The organism is Paenibacillus filicis, from assembly GCF_038070315.1.
GTDB lineage: Bacteria > Bacillota > Bacilli > Paenibacillales > NBRC-103111 > Paenibacillus_G > Paenibacillus_G filicis.
Genome location: NZ_JBBPCC010000007.1, coordinates 138,471 through 154,546, shown reverse-complemented (window position 1 = coordinate 154,546; position 16,076 = coordinate 138,471). Strand labels below are relative to the sequence as shown.

The 16,076-nt window shown below is 47.6% G+C and carries 14 protein-coding genes, 3 pseudogenes and 1 riboswitch; of the genes and pseudogenes, 5 read left to right on the top strand and 12 right to left on the bottom strand.

Annotated elements, in window-relative coordinates; all coding sequences use genetic code 11:
- Nucleotides 1–55: 55 nt before the first annotated feature.
- The gene (locus tag WMW72_RS13000; protein ID WP_341415908.1) at nt 56–694 is read right to left on the bottom strand and encodes a nitroreductase family protein; all 639 of its coding nucleotides are present in this window, start codon (nt 692–694) and stop codon (nt 56–58) included.
- Between the two features lie 116 nt (nt 695–810).
- Between WMW72_RS13000 and WMW72_RS12995 the strand changes: the two genes are divergently transcribed.
- A complete protein-coding gene (locus tag WMW72_RS12995) occupies nt 811–1,170 on the top strand; it encodes a MerR family transcriptional regulator (protein ID WP_341415907.1) in 360 nt (119 codons plus the stop codon).
- 20 nt (nt 1,171–1,190) lie between these two features.
- On the opposite strand, the pseudogene WMW72_RS12990 reads toward WMW72_RS12995, so the two are convergent.
- Nucleotides 1,191–1,424, bottom strand: a pseudogene (locus WMW72_RS12990) (winged helix-turn-helix transcriptional regulator); the annotation flags it as partial.
- A 3-nt stretch (nt 1,425–1,427) separates the two neighbouring features.
- Here WMW72_RS12990 and WMW72_RS12985 point away from each other — a divergent pair.
- A pseudogene (locus tag WMW72_RS12985) lies at nt 1,428–2,257 on the top strand (arginase family protein).
- A gap of 58 nt (nt 2,258–2,315) precedes the next feature.
- Here the strand turns inward: WMW72_RS12985 and WMW72_RS12980 are convergent.
- The 5 genes from WMW72_RS12980 to WMW72_RS12960 all read right to left on the bottom strand — a co-directional run bounded on the left by WMW72_RS12980 (nt 2,316) and on the right by WMW72_RS12960 (nt 8,749).
- The gene (locus WMW72_RS12980) at nt 2,316–2,897 is read right to left on the bottom strand and encodes a TetR/AcrR family transcriptional regulator (RefSeq protein WP_341415906.1); all 582 of its coding nucleotides are present in this window, start codon (nt 2,895–2,897) and stop codon (nt 2,316–2,318) included.
- A gap of 266 nt (nt 2,898–3,163) precedes the next feature.
- Nucleotides 3,164–3,243: riboswitch (ZMP/ZTP riboswitch) on the bottom strand.
- A gap of 74 nt (nt 3,244–3,317) precedes the next feature.
- Complete coding sequence (locus tag WMW72_RS12975) at nt 3,318–4,928, bottom strand: GMC oxidoreductase (RefSeq protein WP_341415904.1); 1,611 nt, start codon at nt 4,926–4,928, stop codon at nt 3,318–3,320.
- Between the two features lie 74 nt (nt 4,929–5,002).
- Nucleotides 5,003–6,121: a Ger(x)C family spore germination protein gene (locus tag WMW72_RS12970; protein ID WP_341415903.1), complete on the bottom strand. Its 1,119-nt coding sequence runs from the start codon at nt 6,119–6,121 to the stop codon at nt 5,003–5,005.
- Nucleotides 6,118–7,215 carry a GerAB/ArcD/ProY family transporter gene (locus WMW72_RS12965; RefSeq protein ID WP_341415902.1) on the bottom strand — a complete coding sequence of 366 codons (1,098 nt, stop codon included), beginning with the start codon at nt 7,213–7,215 and terminating at the stop codon, nt 6,118–6,120. Before WMW72_RS12965 ends, WMW72_RS12970 begins: the two co-directional genes overlap by 4 nt.
- The gene (locus tag WMW72_RS12960; RefSeq protein ID WP_341415901.1) at nt 7,208–8,749 is read right to left on the bottom strand and encodes a spore germination protein; all 1,542 of its coding nucleotides are present in this window, start codon (nt 8,747–8,749) and stop codon (nt 7,208–7,210) included. The genes WMW72_RS12965 and WMW72_RS12960 overlap by 8 nt, the downstream gene beginning before the upstream one ends.
- A 396-nt stretch (nt 8,750–9,145) precedes the next feature.
- Between WMW72_RS12960 and WMW72_RS12955 the strand changes: the two genes are divergently transcribed.
- From WMW72_RS12955 to gerPC, 3 genes are read left to right on the top strand one after another with little or no spacing between them, the layout of a single operon-like run.
- Nucleotides 9,146–9,364: a spore germination protein gene (locus WMW72_RS12955; RefSeq protein ID WP_341415900.1), complete on the top strand. Its 219-nt coding sequence runs from the start codon at nt 9,146–9,148 to the stop codon at nt 9,362–9,364.
- Between the two features lie 13 nt (nt 9,365–9,377).
- Nucleotides 9,378–9,560, top strand: a complete 183-nt coding sequence (locus WMW72_RS12950) for a hypothetical protein (RefSeq protein WP_341415899.1) — start codon at nt 9,378–9,380, stop codon at nt 9,558–9,560.
- Between the two features lie 46 nt (nt 9,561–9,606).
- A complete protein-coding gene (gene gerPC / locus WMW72_RS12945) occupies nt 9,607–10,017 on the top strand; it encodes a spore germination protein GerPC (protein WP_341415898.1) in 411 nt (136 codons plus the stop codon).
- A gap of 75 nt (nt 10,018–10,092) precedes the next feature.
- Here gerPC and WMW72_RS12940 read toward each other — a convergent pair whose 3' ends face one another.
- The 5 genes and pseudogenes from WMW72_RS12940 to rarD form a co-directional block, all read right to left on the bottom strand.
- The gene (locus WMW72_RS12940; protein ID WP_341415896.1) at nt 10,093–12,357 is read right to left on the bottom strand and encodes an ATP-binding cassette domain-containing protein; all 2,265 of its coding nucleotides are present in this window, start codon (nt 12,355–12,357) and stop codon (nt 10,093–10,095) included.
- 142 nt (nt 12,358–12,499) lie between these two features.
- Nucleotides 12,500–12,922, bottom strand: coding sequence for an SRPBCC family protein (locus WMW72_RS12935; RefSeq protein ID WP_341415895.1), 423 nt, complete (start codon nt 12,920–12,922; stop codon nt 12,500–12,502).
- A complete protein-coding gene (locus WMW72_RS12930) occupies nt 12,919–13,248 on the bottom strand; it encodes an ArsR/SmtB family transcription factor (protein ID WP_341415894.1) in 330 nt (109 codons plus the stop codon). The genes WMW72_RS12935 and WMW72_RS12930 overlap by 4 nt, the downstream gene beginning before the upstream one ends.
- A gap of 196 nt (nt 13,249–13,444) precedes the next feature.
- A pseudogene (locus tag WMW72_RS12925) lies at nt 13,445–14,215 on the bottom strand (nucleotide disphospho-sugar-binding domain-containing protein); the annotation flags it as partial.
- 556 nt (nt 14,216–14,771) lie between these two features.
- On the bottom strand, nt 14,772–15,650 hold the full coding sequence (gene rarD, locus WMW72_RS12920) for an EamA family transporter RarD (protein ID WP_341415893.1): 879 nt from the start codon (nt 15,648–15,650) through the stop codon (nt 14,772–14,774).
- Between the last annotated feature and the right edge of the window lie 426 nt (nt 15,651–16,076).

Sequence of the window (16,076 nt, the reverse complement as noted above, 5' to 3'; positions counted from 1 at the left end):
GCTGGAAAAATCCAGCGCTTAGCCCTACTCATAACTTCCACTAACTCCGCAAAGACTATCTCCAAAATACAATCTTGTCAGCACCCAATCGAACGGACTCATGTCCCTCTTCTTTGGCTTTTCCGATGGAAATAATCATGACTGGGGCATAGCGTTCCTCATCTAGATCAAATGCTTTTGCTACCTGATCAACTTCAAAGCCTGCCATTGGATTCGTGTCATACCCATGTGCACGAGCCACTAACATGAACTGCATCGCAAAGAGGCTGCTATCGATTTTTGCAACTTCAACTTTGATTTCTTGTGGCAGCGTCGGATACATCGACAGTATGGTTCCGAGTTGTCGATCTCGTACTTCAGCTGGCATTTTCCCTTGTTCCACGGCTGTATTGTAAATTTCCTCCACATATAATTCGCTCTGAGTATCCCCAAAAATGATTAACATGGCCGATGAAGTATCGTTTTGTGCTGTATTGAAGCGCACAAGAGGTCTTAGTTTTTCTTTTCCTTCGGGAGTGTCTACGACGACTACACGCCAAGGCTGCATATTAGCAGAGGAAGGAGCCAGGCTAGCTTCCGAAATCATTGCGCTCATCTCTTCTTTGGATATTTTAATGCTCTCATCATAATGACGCACAGAACGCCGTCCCTTGACTATATCGGTGAAATCATTGTTTAGAATATGGTTAAGCATAAAACCTCTCCCTTTGATAACGTTAAATTTTTGACATGGGCTATGTCGTTCGTTATCATATTCGTATTATGAACTATGAACCTAAGTTTATAGCAATAGATACAGGAGGTCATGCTATGAAAATAAATGATGTTTCCAAATTAACGGGTCTGCCCATATCCACTTTGAGATTCTATGAACGTAAAAACCTGATTCCAGGCCAGTTTGTTCAAAGAGATGTCAATAATTATCGTATTTATTCGGATGAGATTGTTGAGTTTCTAAATGATGTGAAGCTGCTTTTATCCGTCGACTTTTCTATAGACGAGTTAAGGTTGCTTGTAGATCAACAAATTAACTTATCCTACGAGGCCAAGAAACAAATGGTTGAGCAAAAAATCAAGGAAATGGATGAGATCCAGAAACGTTTGAGTGCGTCGAAAAAATTCTTGTATGCAGTCTTGGAAGGAAAAGCCAATTTTCAAACAAAGTGTTGAAAATGCGATATGCAAGTTACCTATTCATTCGAGCTTTGATGTGTGACTCCCCACTCGCATAACCCTTCCAAAACGGGCAATAAGCTTTCCGCTTTCTCTGTGAGCGTGTACTCGACTTTAGGCGGAACTTGAGGGTATTCGGTCCGTTTCACCATACCAGCTGCTTCCAATTCTTTAAGCTGTGAACTCAACATTTTATACGTGATAGCCCCTATCCGCCTTTGAAAGCGAACCGGTTGATTTTCGGCCAGGAGTTGATGCCGCAATGGCAAGGGGGCAACAACCCTAACTACTCTTTTGGAGCCGAGCTGCTTGCTTGGCTGGCTCCTGATAATGATCAGCCCCTTATTCATGTTCCCGTTCAAGCTTATGACGGAAATCCGCTTGAAAACGAGAACGGCATCTATGGAAAAAACAGCTGCTTGAACAATTAGAGGCTGCTCAACATATCATTCATGCTCATAAGCCGGATCGCATAGTTATGTTCGGTGGGGACTGCTTGGTCGAACAAGCCCCATTTGCCTATTTAAACGAACGATACGGCGGGAATTTAGGGTTAGTTTGGATCGATGCACACACCGATTTAGGTAGAATTTTCGGGTATGACTACGGCCATACTTTGCCTCTTGGGAATCTGTTGGGAGAAGGCGATGCAGAGTTCGCCAAGCATGTGAACATCCCACTCAAACCTGAAAATGTCTTCTTCGCAGGATTAGATGTACAAACAGAGCTAGATACAGAAATCATTCAAAGACTAGGCCTTAGAACGGCTGGCACCCAAGAGTTAATGAAAAGTACTGAATCTATAAAAGATTGGATTAAACAAAGCAACATTGAGCACCTGGCCATTCATCTTGATCTAGATGTGCTTGATCCTAAGGAATTTCGCTCTTTATTATTCGCCAATCCTGATGCACATTATGATTTTTCCGCGGCTGGAACCATGCAAATGCCGGGGCTCCTTCATCTGATTAAAGAACTATCTGAAGAAGCAGATGTTGTTGGATTAGGTATTACGGAGCACATGCCGTGGGATTCTATAAACTTGAAGAAGCTGCTTGGAGAGATACCTATTTTGAATAAGTAAGGTCATACAGACAAAAGCCAGGATGACATCTCATCCCGGCCTTTTGCGGTACTAGCAACTATAACACAGCCTTCAACCCCATAAACCAAACGGCCATATACTGCTTGGTGATCTCCGTCATCTGGTCACGGTCGGAATGCGTCCGAATCATATCGAAATATCCTTCGAGAAAAGCGACGGCAACCGGTCTCGATACTTGCAGGCTTAAAGGGTTAGTTGGGTACTTGCGATTGTATTCATTTATATGGATGCCCATATGTTCGGCCAAATGATCGAAAAACTCGGCTTTGGCCCCCTCATACGCTGTGCCCGAGCTTCGGTATAACAAAATAAGCAGCCCTTCCCTATGCTCGTACACGAGCTCTGCAAAAATAGTACCGATCTTGTCGATGACGGCTCCTCCTTCGATCGGCTCTTTCTCATTCACTTGAATGAGCTGCAATAGCTGCTCATAAGCCGGCTTGACGACCGCCTCGAACAACGACTCTTTATTCGGGAAATAGCGATATAAATTACCGACGGCCACTCCGACTTTGCCCGCTATATCTTTCATCGATGTTTTGTCGAAGCCAAGCTCCAGGAACGTCTCTCCAGCGCGGCGTAAAATCGAATGACGAATTTCTTCCTTTAACACTTGCATATGATGAACCCCCATTCGCTAATCAAATCGTAGATAAATAAACAGCCTCTGTCAAGAACCTGGGCAATAACAACAACCATTGCAGCTTTCGATTGATATGACGGGCAGCTTCAAGTCCGTTAATAACGAATTATTATTCATTATTATGTGTTTCTTTGGCGATGTCTGCGCCAATAACGAGGGTGTTTTTTCATTCAATCCTCAAATTAATTCATTACAGGAATGGCTCCTATAAACAATAAAGAGATAATGGTGATTTTATCCATTATCTCTGCCCAGGCGTGCGGCGTTATAAATATGTGTTCCCTCGTGGTTCTCCACGTTTACGCCAGTCACATATATAGAATGAATGTAAAAATGTTCTCGTTATCGGGCGAGCATAGACATTCGGGCTGAATCTTTTGTACGCGGTAAGTCGTTTTAAGCTTGACGGATGATATGATCGGCCGTCCGGATGGCCAGAGCGACCGTTGACAACGTCGGATTCGCTGCAGATATGGAAGGCAACGCGCTGTTGTCCGCTACAAATAGACCGGATACGCCAAAGATCTCTCCATATGGATTCGCCGCTGCCGTCTGCGGATCGGTGCCAATCCGGCAGGTTCCCGAGAAATGTCTGGCACGTCCGGGATACAGAACACAAATCGGGGCTTTTAGAGTAACCCCCAGAACTTGAACAATATGCTTCACACTTTCCAAAGCTTGTCGAATCACTTTTTTATCGGTATCACTGTAAGAAAAATGCACTTGCAGCTCAGAAAGTCCAAGTTCGTCCTTTTTCAGAGGATCAAGCATCACGCAGTTGTCATAACGCGACTCGGTTTGTCCGGCTCCAAAAACAAAAAGTCCCAAATCTTTGAGTACCGGTTGCTCCTCAAATTTATAAACGTAATACTTGTCAAACCTTTGAAGTTCAACCTGGAACGGGGATTGATCCGACTCGGGGATGTATAGACTTAAATTGCCAAGGACTTCAGAGAATTGATCGCGTCTGACAAATCCATCTGCCCAGATCCCTGAATGTGCCGCAAGATAATGCCCTATCGCTCGATTTTGAATACCCGAATCAAGCAATATTCGCGGAGTTTCAAACGTACTAGCTGATATCACCACTTTTTTAGCTTTAAGCGCGAACTTTCTTTGATCTCGAGTGATGACCTCCACACCTACTGCCTGTTCATTGTCGATTAACACCTTGACTGCACGGGCATTCACAGCAATATCGACAGGTCTGCGGTTCAATGCACGAGCAAAAAAATGAATCGAGCTGAAAAAAACGTTGGAGTGGAGCATTCCATACTGTGAGGATGCCAAATCGACCGCCATCGGTCTGTAGGACGCATGGGCATATCCATTTTGCTGAAGACGTTGCAGCAAAACCTCCGAGAATGATGAACCTTTGGCAAAATCCGTATTCACATTCATGATTCGCTCCGCAATGGTGTAATAATCATTCATCTCTTGTATCGGAACCGGCCATTTTGCAATCTCGGTATTCAACATGCGCGGAGTCACTGCCCCCCAAAATAATGTCCCCCCGCCAAATACCAGTTTCTTGACGAAGCCTGAATATTTCGGTCCAATAGGTTTGTACTGCTTCTCAGCAAGCATATAACCTTGTTGGAAGTTGATCGTAGGCACATTTAAGACGTGAGTAGGCATGAAGAGATCCCCTGCTTCCACAACGCCGATCTTTTTCCCATTGTTTCCCCACTGCTCGGACAATCGCCAAAGAACGGCGCCGCCTCCTGCACCGCTGCCTATGATTAAAACGTCATATTCCGAGTCGGCCATTTGCTCCAATGGAGTAAGCGGGAGCCAATGATCGAGTTTTCCTTCAACAATCGAAGGGGGACACATCCCGATATCGGACGGCTGTCCCTCCTCAGGGAGCCTTATTTGTGAGCCTTGAACCATTCGATCAAGATCTGCAACAGAAGGATTATAAAGATGAAGCTCTGCAGCATCCAGATGAAACTGACTTGCGATTGTTCGCAAGGTATCCCCTTCCTTGGCCATATAGATTCTCAAGATCATGCCTCCGCCCTTGAATGTTCATATCATTCAAACTGTATGTAGGCGGTGCGCCTCTCATTCCACCTTCGTCATTTCACGGGCCCCATTGAGGTAATAATGGCTTTTACCACAACGTTGACGTCTGCGGTGGCCAGTGCATCGCCCCAATGATCCTCCACCTTCTTATACTGGTCGTACTCATGAGCCCGTGCATAGAGCCCCAGCCCAATCGCGTCGATATGATGTTTTTGGTTTTTTTTAATAAGCTGCTGAATTTGTTTCTGCGTTTGTTCAGAAATCATCTTCTCCAATTGGGCTCCTTTCGTTCGTACATCATAAGCAAATAATTTTTCCGTAAGCGCAACGGCCATCGTCACGTGAATATCAAATTGAAATTTATCTTGACGGTAGGAGGTCTTAATTTTCGTTTTTATTTTATGCGCCTCAACGGCTATTCGGTCTGTGTCGAACGGACCGGTCTTCGGTTTGCCGGGAATGGCAAACGTTAAGCTGGCGGACTTTTTCACACTCTTTTTCAGAATATGCAAAAAAGCCGTTTCCTGCATATTCAGCGAATCAGCATATTTACCTTGAGCATCCAGCAGCGTCGTACCGGTCAGCCTGACGTTCTTATCTATACTGATTTCTGAGATCGAAGCAGTGGTACCTTTCTCATACATTTGCCGGTGCAGCTCCTGCAAAGTCGTTCTAACCGTTTCTGACGATTTATACTTTGTATCAATTAAGCCCGCCATAAATACGGGAAGCATCGGCTTGTCTTTCGGGTTGTTATAAATTATATCAGAAACAGGTCCGTCTACAGCCACGACTCTCATAGTTACTGAGTTTCTCGAATCGCGAAAGAAAGGCTCGAGCAGGAGAAACCAGCCTTCATGCTGCAAAATTCGTTTGCCGACAAGCAGGACTTGCGTCTTCCTTCCGAGGATTGCGCCGGCCGTATAGGCATCCAATTCTTGTCTCGACATACGCACCGTTTTTGTTTTCACTTCGATTTCTTGGCTTCTCTTCTTGACATCCCTGCTGAATACGGAAGTTGTTGTATAGACGATAAGATGGTTTTCTTTGTCGAGGTCGAGTCCTAGCGCAAGAGAAAAAGCGGCATCCTCCAAATCCAAGCGATCGCTGCACCCTGGGAGGAGCGCTAATGCGAAGGAAATAAGCGAAGCGTACAATAAGCGCTTGTTCATTTGCTCCTCCTCTGATAATGATCATGCAGCCACATATAGATAAGCAAGCAGATTGGAACTACCAACTCGACGCCCATCCCGAAACGGTTTAGATATATGGACATCTGATCGCTTTGGTTAAACGTAGGCAAAAAGAAAAAGGTGCCCGCAGCAATGATCACACAAAAAAGCCGCAAAAAAACGCGATCGTGTTGCCGTCCGAATAACCAGCTTGCACAATAGACACTTAAATATAAAGTGGAAATCCAAGACAATGAAAATAAAAACAAAAAAAAGGAAAAAAACAAAATTTCGATACGTTCGATAAATTTAAATTCGATAATTTTCAAAACGTTTACAATGGGCTCATTGAACTGCGTTATTTCATCAGGACTGAATATAACAAAACAGACCAACGTAGTAAAGACTAGCGTAACCATTGAGAGCGTACTGGAAATCACAATGCCTATGGAAGCCTTCTCCTTGTTTGTCAAAAACGGATACAAGATCAGCGCGGCACCAAATCCTGAAAACGAAAGGTACGTTACGGGAAGCGCAGAAAAAATGGGTCCCCATCCCTCCTTCAGTATGGGCAGCAGATGATTCCAGTGGGCCTCCCTCAGTGGAATCAAATAAACTAACGGTACCCACAAGGACATATAAAAAATGAGCTCCGCATATCTGCCTATGATACGGAGTCCGCCGCTTGCAATCACATAGGTGGGGACGAGGAACAGAATCATGATCAGATAATTCGGAGTTTGCGGCAGAAGCCACGCCTTCGTATACAAAATCGACCTGACGATTCCCGCATATGCGTAAAACAATACCCAACTTCCATAGAGAACGGCTCCAGCTTTTCCGACCCAATGGCCCAAATACGCCTTGATTAAATCAGGCAAGGTTTTTTCAGGTTGCTTTTTCATCACTTGAATCACGACGAGGCTGGCCGTGAGCGAAATGATCCAAAGGATGATGATCGTAATCCAGCCGTCCGTGTTAGCCCTTTCGGCCAGATCCTGGGGCAATGACAATACACCGAGACTGATCTGAACGCCGAAAATAATAAATATAAACTGCAGCAGAGTGATTTTTTGGGCAGCATGATTATTCATTCGTATCATCCTCCGGACGATTCGAGCCTTGTCTCTTCATTTGAATGGCGCTTGTGCTTAAAGGACGGAGAATCATTTTCCAAAGCGGCAAGCGGACGAACCCGTCTTTCCAATCCTGGAATCTTACCGGTGCGAACGGGCTTCCGTAAGGAGTTCCAAGCGACTCGAGCTTGATGAGATGCCCGATCATGGTCATCAGTCCTATAACAATACCCACCATGCCGAAAATCGATGCTGCCAGCATCATAATAAAGCGAGTCAGCCGGACAGCGGCAACCATATCGTAATTGGGCAGGATGAACGAGGCGATGGCCGTAAAGGCAACGACAATGACCATAAGGTTGCTAATGAGACCTGCCTGTACGACTGCTTGTCCGATCACGATGCCTCCGACAATTCCGACCGTTTGACCTACTGGAGCAGGCAGCCGTACACCCGCCTCACGCATCATTTCAAGAGTTAACTCCATGATGATCGCTTCCACAAACGGTGGGAAAGGTACATGTCCCCTGAACAGACCGATGGTAAATAGCAATTTTAACGGAATGATCTCGAAGTTAAAAGAGATAACGGCGATATAGAACGCCGGCAAAAAGACTGCGGTGAAAAACGCAAATAAACGCAGTAAACGCATAAAAGTGGCCATAGACCAGCGCATGCTGTAATCATCGACACTTTGAAAGAACGAAGAAAACGTGACAGGCGCAATCAATACGCTTGGCGAACGATCCACGACAACAACGAATCTCCCCTGCAAGATCTGCGAAGAGGCCGCATCTGGCCGTTCGGTCAAAATAAATTGAGGAAATAGCGAAAACGGACTATCTTCAATAAACTCCGCCAGCTCGCCGGTGTTGATGATCGAATCAACATCCAATTGCCGGATGCGTTCTTCCAGACGGTTCAACAAAATCGGATTTGCGACATCGGCCAAATAAAGAATAGAAATGGTGCCGCGGCCTCTCTGCCCTACCGTCAATTCTTTAATCTTAAGCTCGCGATTGGGAATATAGCGGCGGATTAAAGCAATATTTTGACTGCTGGTTTCTACAAAGCCTTGGTGGGCTCCTTTCAATGAAGCCTCAAGCTGGGGATCCTCGATTGCGCGCTGCGGCCAGCCCTGGGTCGTTAATGAATAAGCCTCCATCCTTCCATCGATAAATAACACGCTGCAGCCCTGAAAGATACATGACTCGATTTGCTGCCAAGTTTGAAGCGATTGCACCTGGCCGACAGATACCTTAAACTCGCCGTTCTCTTCGCCGCTTTGCTCTTCGTATTGCAGAGGTCGAAGCACGTTATTATTAATGGCATTTTTATCGGTAAGTCCGTCCAAATACACTAGTGCCGCCGGATCTCTAGACTGCTTGATGGTAAATTGACGTATAATCAGGTCGGGAGTTAGACTAAACAGACGATTCAATTCCGCTAAATTTTGCTGCAACGATTCACTTAATGGATAAGTAGCCAACGGATTTTCCTTGGATGGAGCTGAGTGGTACTTGTTTCTTCCGAACCGTCTTGTAAATAGCATAAGTCGTCACCCCAACTCGTACGAAGGATGGACCTCTCCGTTTTTTACCGAATCTTCATTAGATTAATTATTTCCATCTGAAATCAATCTATACGCCAATGCGCCCCGATTCCTCCTGTACATTTGGAGACACAGATGCCTAGGCTAATGAATACACTACAGCACAAAGCGTGAATCAAAGGGAGTGGGAAGCCGATGAAACAGACGAATACGACTTTCCGTAGGATGCTATGACACACATCTTCGGACCGGATTTCGTGTCCAATTCGCCACTACTGCAAAAGACTTCACTCTTCGATTCCGATATCCGTGGCGTATTGAACCTTCGCATCGCAAATACCACAAGTGCGCAGATTACCGATATATCACGGTCAAACTGCCCAAAGGATGAGCTTTATGCCGAACGTGTTTAACATCTTTAACATCAGAATCAATGAAATCGCGACGGGTGGCGTCGTTAATTTTGGAGATAACCTGTTGCGTGGAAATGCGGCAAACTCCAAAGCATCTGGCGGCAACACGATCAATGGGGATGCCACATCCTCGGTTAATAATGACCTGAACAACGTCCTGGATCCGGATGTCATCGATCAGGGGAACAGCAACCTCATATAGGAGTGTGCAAGCGATGAATTTTTATATCAATCATATAAAAATCAACTCCATCGCCAACCTAGGCTCCCTCAATATCGGCTGCAACATTTTGTCGGATAACAGGGCGACAGAGATTGCGGAAGGTGTGAACGAGAAGAACGCCGATGTGGTTTCGGAAGAAGAGTTGGTGCCGCCCGTACACCCTGTAGCCAGGTGAATGGCGGTAATATATCAATCTTCACATCCTTTAAGGAGGCGGCATCATGTATGATACATACCTGCATTCCTGCCTGTGTCGATTCGAGCAAAGAATTGCCATGCTGGAGTCAAAGCAATCCGAGTTGCAGGCGGAAAACCAACGGTTGAAAGATCAACTGTTTGGACCGGTACTCCACGACCTGAATGACCAGCTTCAGGCTCAACTGAAGGACCATATGGATAAGCTCGAAGAGAAGCTGAGCCATCACTTGGATGATCTCAAGCCTGCAGCTCCACCTTCTATTACTTACAAAATTCAAGAGTTACATGTAAACGAGCTGAAAGGTACGCTGAACATCGGTCTGACCTCCACGGCAACGACCGAACAATTGCGCGGCATGCTTGAAAAGCTTAAAGCCGATCAGGGATATATGGCCGAAAACATGAATTTTTCACAGGATACGGAGAGCTCCTGATCAACGAGATTGGAATAAAGGCTGCCTATTCTGCTGGCAGCCCTGGTTGAACAGATATAAGTTTATCCTTTACCTTCAAGATGTTCCTTGCAAGTATCTCCCCGTAATCGACGCCTCTGCATGGATAATCTGCGCAGGTGTGCCCTCGAATACCACCTGGCCGCCCTGGCTGCCTCCGTCCGGTCCCATATCGATGATCCAATCCGCTTGACTGATCACATCGAGGTTATGCTCGATAACGATCACCGTATTGCCGGCGTCCACGAGGCGGTTCATGATCTCCATCAGGTGGCCGATATCGGACATATGCAGGCCGGTCGTCGGCTCGTCCATCACGTAGATGCTGCCCTTCTTATGCAGCTCACTGGCCAGCTTGATGCGCTGACATTCCCCGCCCGAGAGCGTGCTGAGCGGCTGGCCGAGCGTAATATAGTTCAGCCCCACATCGCTCATCGCCTGGAGCTTGCGCACAACCTCTTTGAGCTGGAAAAATTCGAGGGCCTGCTCGACCGTCATCTCCAGCACATCGGCAATGGACTTGCCATTCAGCTTGTATGCGAGCACCTCTTCCTTGAAACGTCTGCCCCCGCATACTTCGCACGGCAGCTTCACGCTCTCGAGGAAGGCCAGATCGGTATACACAACCCCAAGCCCTTGACAGTTCTCGCAAGCTCCCTTGGAGTTGAAGCTGAATAAGCCCTGATTCACCTTGTTGGCGGAAGCAAACGCCTTGCGCACATCATCCATAATCCCTGTATAGGTCGCGGGATTTGAGCGTGTGGACACGCCGACCGCCGATTGGTCGATGACGATCGCGTCCGAATGCTCGCTTAGAAATACGTCGTTAATCAGCGTGCTCTTGCCTGAACCGGCCACGCCCGTGACGACGGTCAACACGCCGGTTGGAAGTTCTACACTTACGTTACGCAGATTATGCAGGGTAGCCTTCTGGATGTGCAGCTTGCCGGCCGGCTTCCTAGCATCCCGCTTCAGCTGGAGCGGGCGCTTCATGTGGTTGCCTGTCAGTGTCCCCGACTCCAGCAGGCCATGGAAGCTTCCTTCATACATGATGGTACCGCCGCGGCTTCCCGCGTGAGGCCCGACGTCGACGATATGATCTGCGACCTTGATCACATCGGGATCATGCTCAACGACGATCACGGTATTGCCTTTGTCGCGGAGCTTCTGAAGCAATCCATTTAACCGGTGTACATCGCGGGGATGCAAGCCCACGCTGGGCTCATCGAAGATGTAAGTGACATCCACCAGACTGCCGCTCAGATGCTTCACCATCTTGACGCGCTGCGACTCGCCGCCGGACAAGGTATCCGTCTCACGGTCCAGCGTCAAGTAGTCCAGTCCGATATCCACTAGATGCTGCAGCCGCTCCGTCAGCGACTTGACGACTGGTCCGGCGACCGGGTCGTCAATCTCCCGGATGACGCGGATGAGCTCTCCAACCTCCATGGAGGACATCTCGGCAATGTTGAGCCCGTGAATCCGGCAGCTGAGCGCAGCCTGACTGAGTCTAGCGCCGCGGCAGCTGGAGCAGGCGCCCTCGATGATGAACGGCGCAACGGTTTGTTGGGTGCGCTCGGACATCGTTTTCACATCCCGCTTGATGTACTTGTTGGTGAACTTCTCGATGAAGCCTTCCACGGTAATGTTCATGGTCTTGCCGCCGAACTGCGTCGCCACTTTCCTTGCTTTGCCGTAAAGCAGCTGTTCCAGCTCTTCCTCTGAATAGTCACTCAGCTTCTTATCAGGATCGAAGGGTCCCGACTGCACGATCATCGTCCAATCAAAGCTATCTGTCGAATAACCAGGGAGCATGATGGATCCTTCATTCAACGACTTGGACATATCCAGCGCCTTGTTCATATCGACGCACAGGCTGCGGCCGATCCCGTTACACTCGGGACACATGCCTTGCGGATCGTTAAACGAGAACATATGCGCTTGTCCCACATAGGGTTGACCCACACGGGAGAAGAGAAGGCGGAGAATGGGAGAAATATCGGTAATCGTGCCCATCGTGGAATGGGAACCGCCTCCCAATCGCTTCTGATCCACAATCACGGCCATGCTCAGGTTCTCGATCGCATCTGCATCCGGCTGCGGAGCGCGAGGCAGAAAATTGCGCACGAACATGCTGAAGTTTTCATTCAGCAATCGTGTGGATTCCGCGGCGATCGTATCGAAGACGATCGATGACTTGCCGGATCCGGATACCCCGGTGAAGATCGTGATCTTGCGTTTGGGAATGCGCAAGGATACGTTCTTGAGATTGTTTTCCCTGGCACCTGAGATAACGATATACTCCTGATTCGATTCGCTCATGTCTAGCATCCTCCCCATCATGTTCATTTCTACTCCTATGCTCATTGTATCTCAACCGGAATCTGCAAGACATATCCGGTTGTCCGAATCAGCATAAACCGGCTGCACGAAGCTTGCAGCCGGTTTATGCTGATTCGGGTAGTTATTGTTCCAGTACCTTGGAAAGCTCCCCGCTCCATTTACCCCATCCGTACTTAGCGCCTTCAAGCCCCTGAGGATTCGAGAATCCGGTTTGCTCGAGATGAAGATTAACTTTACCGTCCCCTAGATCCTGCAGCGTCCAGGTGACCGTGTGCTTCTCCCCTCCGCTGGCCCAGGTATAGGACAAACGGTTTGGTTCGTCCACGATAAGCACTTCGCCGTTAATCACTCCATCCCACCATTCGCTAGGCTGTGTACGGAACTGGAATTGGTGTCCTACGACGGGCTTGAAATCATTTTCCATCGCCTGGCCGCTGTGGATGTTCACGATCCACTTGGCAAGCTTACTTGAATCCGTTAAGGCCGACCAAAGCTTCTCGACCGACGTCTTGTATTCAAAGTCTAAGGATAAGGATAAACTCATTGTTCTTCCTCCTCTAATAGTTGGTTCAAGCGCAGCATATTTATACTCCAGAACTTGTTGTAGAAAGCGACCCAATCCTGAATCTCTCGGAGTGGAGAGGCATTTAGTCGATATCGCGTTTCTCGGCCGACTTTTCGGTCAAGTACCAGTCCGGCCTCTTTAAGGATAGTCAAATGCTTGGACACCGCTGTACGGCCCATCTGAAACGGTGCCGTTAATTCATGAAGCGGCAGCTCCTCAGCCTCAGCTAATAGACGAATCAGCCGGCGCCTGGTTGGATCTGCAATCGCGTCAAATACGTCCCGCAACGGATTATTCTCGCTCACAACACCCTCTCCTACATCATTATTGCCAAGGAACGGCCTTACCTTTCACGGTTTTCCTTAAAGCTTGTGCCTCTTCCATGCAGTGCCTGCGAGGCGGGAATTCATGATTGGACACTGTTTGGTGTCCATTTAATAATAGGCCACCATTTGGTGTCGTGTCAACACCCATTTTTGTCCGACACATGAATACGGTCAGTCAGCTATATATGCGATACTGGCGTTTAAATTCCAAAATCTCATCCACCGCTTGATGATACCCGCCTGATTGTAAGAAGGATTCCCTGACATTTGCAGCAGCATTCTTGAATGATGAGAGGCTCCATACCCGATCTGCCGCTTCACGTAGCTGATTGGCGGTCAAGCTTTGCATATGCAAATGAATACCTGCACCGATATGGGCGACTTGCCTGGCAATGACCGGCTGATCTGCGCTTTGGGGGATCACAATTAACGGAACCCCGTAGTAGAGAGCCTCGTGGGTACTATTCATTCCGCCATGAGTAATAAATAATTTCGTGTAGGGCAGCAATACGATTTGTGGAACATAAGGCTGGACGATGAAGTTTGAAGGAAGTTCTCCTAAATCCGAGACTGGCGTTCTGTTCCCAATAGACAGGACAACCGTATGATCCGTGTTCCCAAACGCTTCGAAACAAAGCTTATAGAAATCAAGGGCTTGGTTAAAGACGGTACCTAGTGAAATATAAATGGGGTTCTTCTCCCGAATTGCAGCTAAGTTGAAGTTTTCTGGCAGGGGTCGTGCAGAGATGGAGGGTCCTACGAATGTATAGGTCGGATCAATGGCTTCCCCATCTGGTTGAAACTCTCGGGTTGTATAAACGATGGTTAGAGGTGCAGGATTACAAAACACCTCGTAAGGAGAATGGATATCCACGTCATATTTTTCCTTCAGCATGCCCGTCCAGCTTCGAAACTTATCCTGGATAGGTTGAACGATTTCTGGAGGGATTTCGGTGAAGAAGCGTTCCAATATTAGCTTCCGAAACTAAACTTTCAGGACACCTTGTCCACTTGATATAGATTGAGAAAATTCGTCTGACTTTATATAAAGATGCGTATCCCCCATATCTATAATCACCAGGAATCTTGCTGACAAATTCATTAGGATTATCAAAAGAGAATGTTCCCTTATTCTTGCTAGTATAGTATTCAGACTTAGTTGGGAGGAATCTTGTGGGGAGCAATCTAAGTTTTTCAAAAATGAAGCGTGCGACTTCTTCTGTCCCTAAGAATTTGTAGTCGTTATATGCATTCCTAAGGTTTGTGGTTGACCTTTTTCAAACATATGAATCCCCTCTTTGGAAACAATCTTATACACATTCCATGAAGATAAATCCCTGTTACATCAATGAAAAAGCAGCCGATTGTAAGGCAGGCTGCAGTATTGTGCGTTTCCAGCTATCGTACCTGATAGCTTAACCCCATACAGAAAACAGCCATCTCCCCCCCAGCGGACGGAAATGGCTGTTATGACGGTACCGGGTGGCTGGACGTGTTTGCCGTCAGCGCGCCTTCGCGAGTTTCGTGCCGCGAACTGATGCCGCAGCGTATACGACAAGTGCTGTCCAGATGAGCGCGAAGCCGATGAGAAGAACCGGCGAGACCGATTCCTTGAACACGAATACGCTCAGTAACAGCATGATCGTCGGCCCGATGTATTGTACGAAGCCGAGCGTGGACAGCGCCATCCGGGCGGCCGCTCGCGCAAAGAAAAGCAGCGGTAGCGCTGTTACCACGCCGGAAAGAAGCAGTTCGACGAAGGTGGATACAGGTAGCGTCCATGCCGTCGTCTTTCCCACGGTGGCCAAATAGATCCAGTAGCCGAGCGAAACAGGCAGGACTACAGCCGTCTCTGACAGCAAGCCTACAGAAGCGTCTTGTCCGATCTTCTTCTTCGCGAGGCCGTACAAGCCAAACGTCGCGGCCAGTGAGATTGAGATCCATGGGAACCGTCCGTAGTCGATGGCGATGATGAGCACCGCGGCGCCAGCGATGGCAATCGCGAGCCACTGGCCACGGTTTGGCTTCTCACGAAGGAAGACAACCGCAAGCAGCACGTTCAGCAACGGGTTTAAATAATAACCGAGACTTGTCTCGACGACATGGTCGTTGTTGACAGCCCAGATGAAGATGAGCCAATTAGCAGCGATCAACAGTCCGCTAGCGGTGAGCGACAGCAGGAGCGAGCGGCTAGCCGCAATCCGCTTCAGGTCACCCCAGCGACGCTGGACGGTGACGAGAATACCCATGAAGACGAACGACCAGACAACCCGATGTGACAGAATCTCGCCTGCCGGCACATCGTTAAACAACTTCCAATAAAGCGGGAGAACCCCCCACATGATATACGCGATAATAGCATTGACCAACCCGTTGTTCATAATCAATTTCCCTCTTCTCACTCCGATGTCTTAACGGATTATACGCCTCGATCATCGTTTAAGTAAAGGGATTAATATTTTGGTCCAAATAATATGTTACGGTATTGTATCACTTATTATAGGAAGGATGGCATCCCGTGAATTTTGCTTCTGTACGCATCATTATCGTCTCGTCGAGTTCTATGAGATAATCTTAGGTATTTCGGCGGAACGCCCAAAAGGCGGTTTGTTGAGTTATCGTACTTGTTAGTTCAACGATTCATTATCTACAGCATCATCGTAAGCATCACCAATTGATTTGTTTCGTGTTGAATAGGTCCAAAGCTTTAAGCTATAGCGCCTCCTGCATAGTTTAATGCACTTGCAGTAACCAAATGTCTCCGTGTATCGCCCTTGATTCTCTCAACACTTATCCTTGGACACATT

Bases quoted from the DNA above. Each gene is read 5' to 3' on its own strand.
- WMW72_RS12950 (WP_341415899.1), top strand. From the start codon at position 9,378: ATGAATTTTTATATCAATCATATAAAAATCAACTCCATCGCCAACCTA.
- WMW72_RS12970 (WP_341415903.1), bottom strand. From the start codon at position 6,121: ATGAACAAGCGCTTATTGTACGCTTCGCTTATTTCCTTCGCATTAGCG.
- gerPC (WP_341415898.1), top strand. From the start codon at position 9,607: ATGTATGATACATACCTGCATTCCTGCCTGTGTCGATTCGAGCAAAGA.
- WMW72_RS13000 (WP_341415908.1), bottom strand. From the start codon at position 694: ATGCTTAACCATATTCTAAACAATGATTTCACCGATATAGTCAAGGGA.
- WMW72_RS12960 (WP_341415901.1), bottom strand. From the start codon at position 8,749: ATGCTATTTACAAGACGGTTCGGAAGAAACAAGTACCACTCAGCTCCA.
- WMW72_RS12995 (WP_341415907.1), top strand. From the start codon at position 811: ATGAAAATAAATGATGTTTCCAAATTAACGGGTCTGCCCATATCCACT.
- WMW72_RS12980 (WP_341415906.1), bottom strand. From the start codon at position 2,897: ATGCAAGTGTTAAAGGAAGAAATTCGTCATTCGATTTTACGCCGCGCT.
- WMW72_RS12940 (WP_341415896.1), bottom strand. From the start codon at position 12,357: ATGAGCGAATCGAATCAGGAGTATATCGTTATCTCAGGTGCCAGGGAA.
- WMW72_RS12955 (WP_341415900.1), top strand. From the start codon at position 9,146: ATGCCGAACGTGTTTAACATCTTTAACATCAGAATCAATGAAATCGCG.
- WMW72_RS12935 (WP_341415895.1), bottom strand. From the start codon at position 12,922: ATGAGTTTATCCTTATCCTTAGACTTTGAATACAAGACGTCGGTCGAG.
- rarD (WP_341415893.1), bottom strand. From the start codon at position 15,650: ATGAACAACGGGTTGGTCAATGCTATTATCGCGTATATCATGTGGGGG.
- WMW72_RS12965 (WP_341415902.1), bottom strand. From the start codon at position 7,215: ATGAATAATCATGCTGCCCAAAAAATCACTCTGCTGCAGTTTATATTT.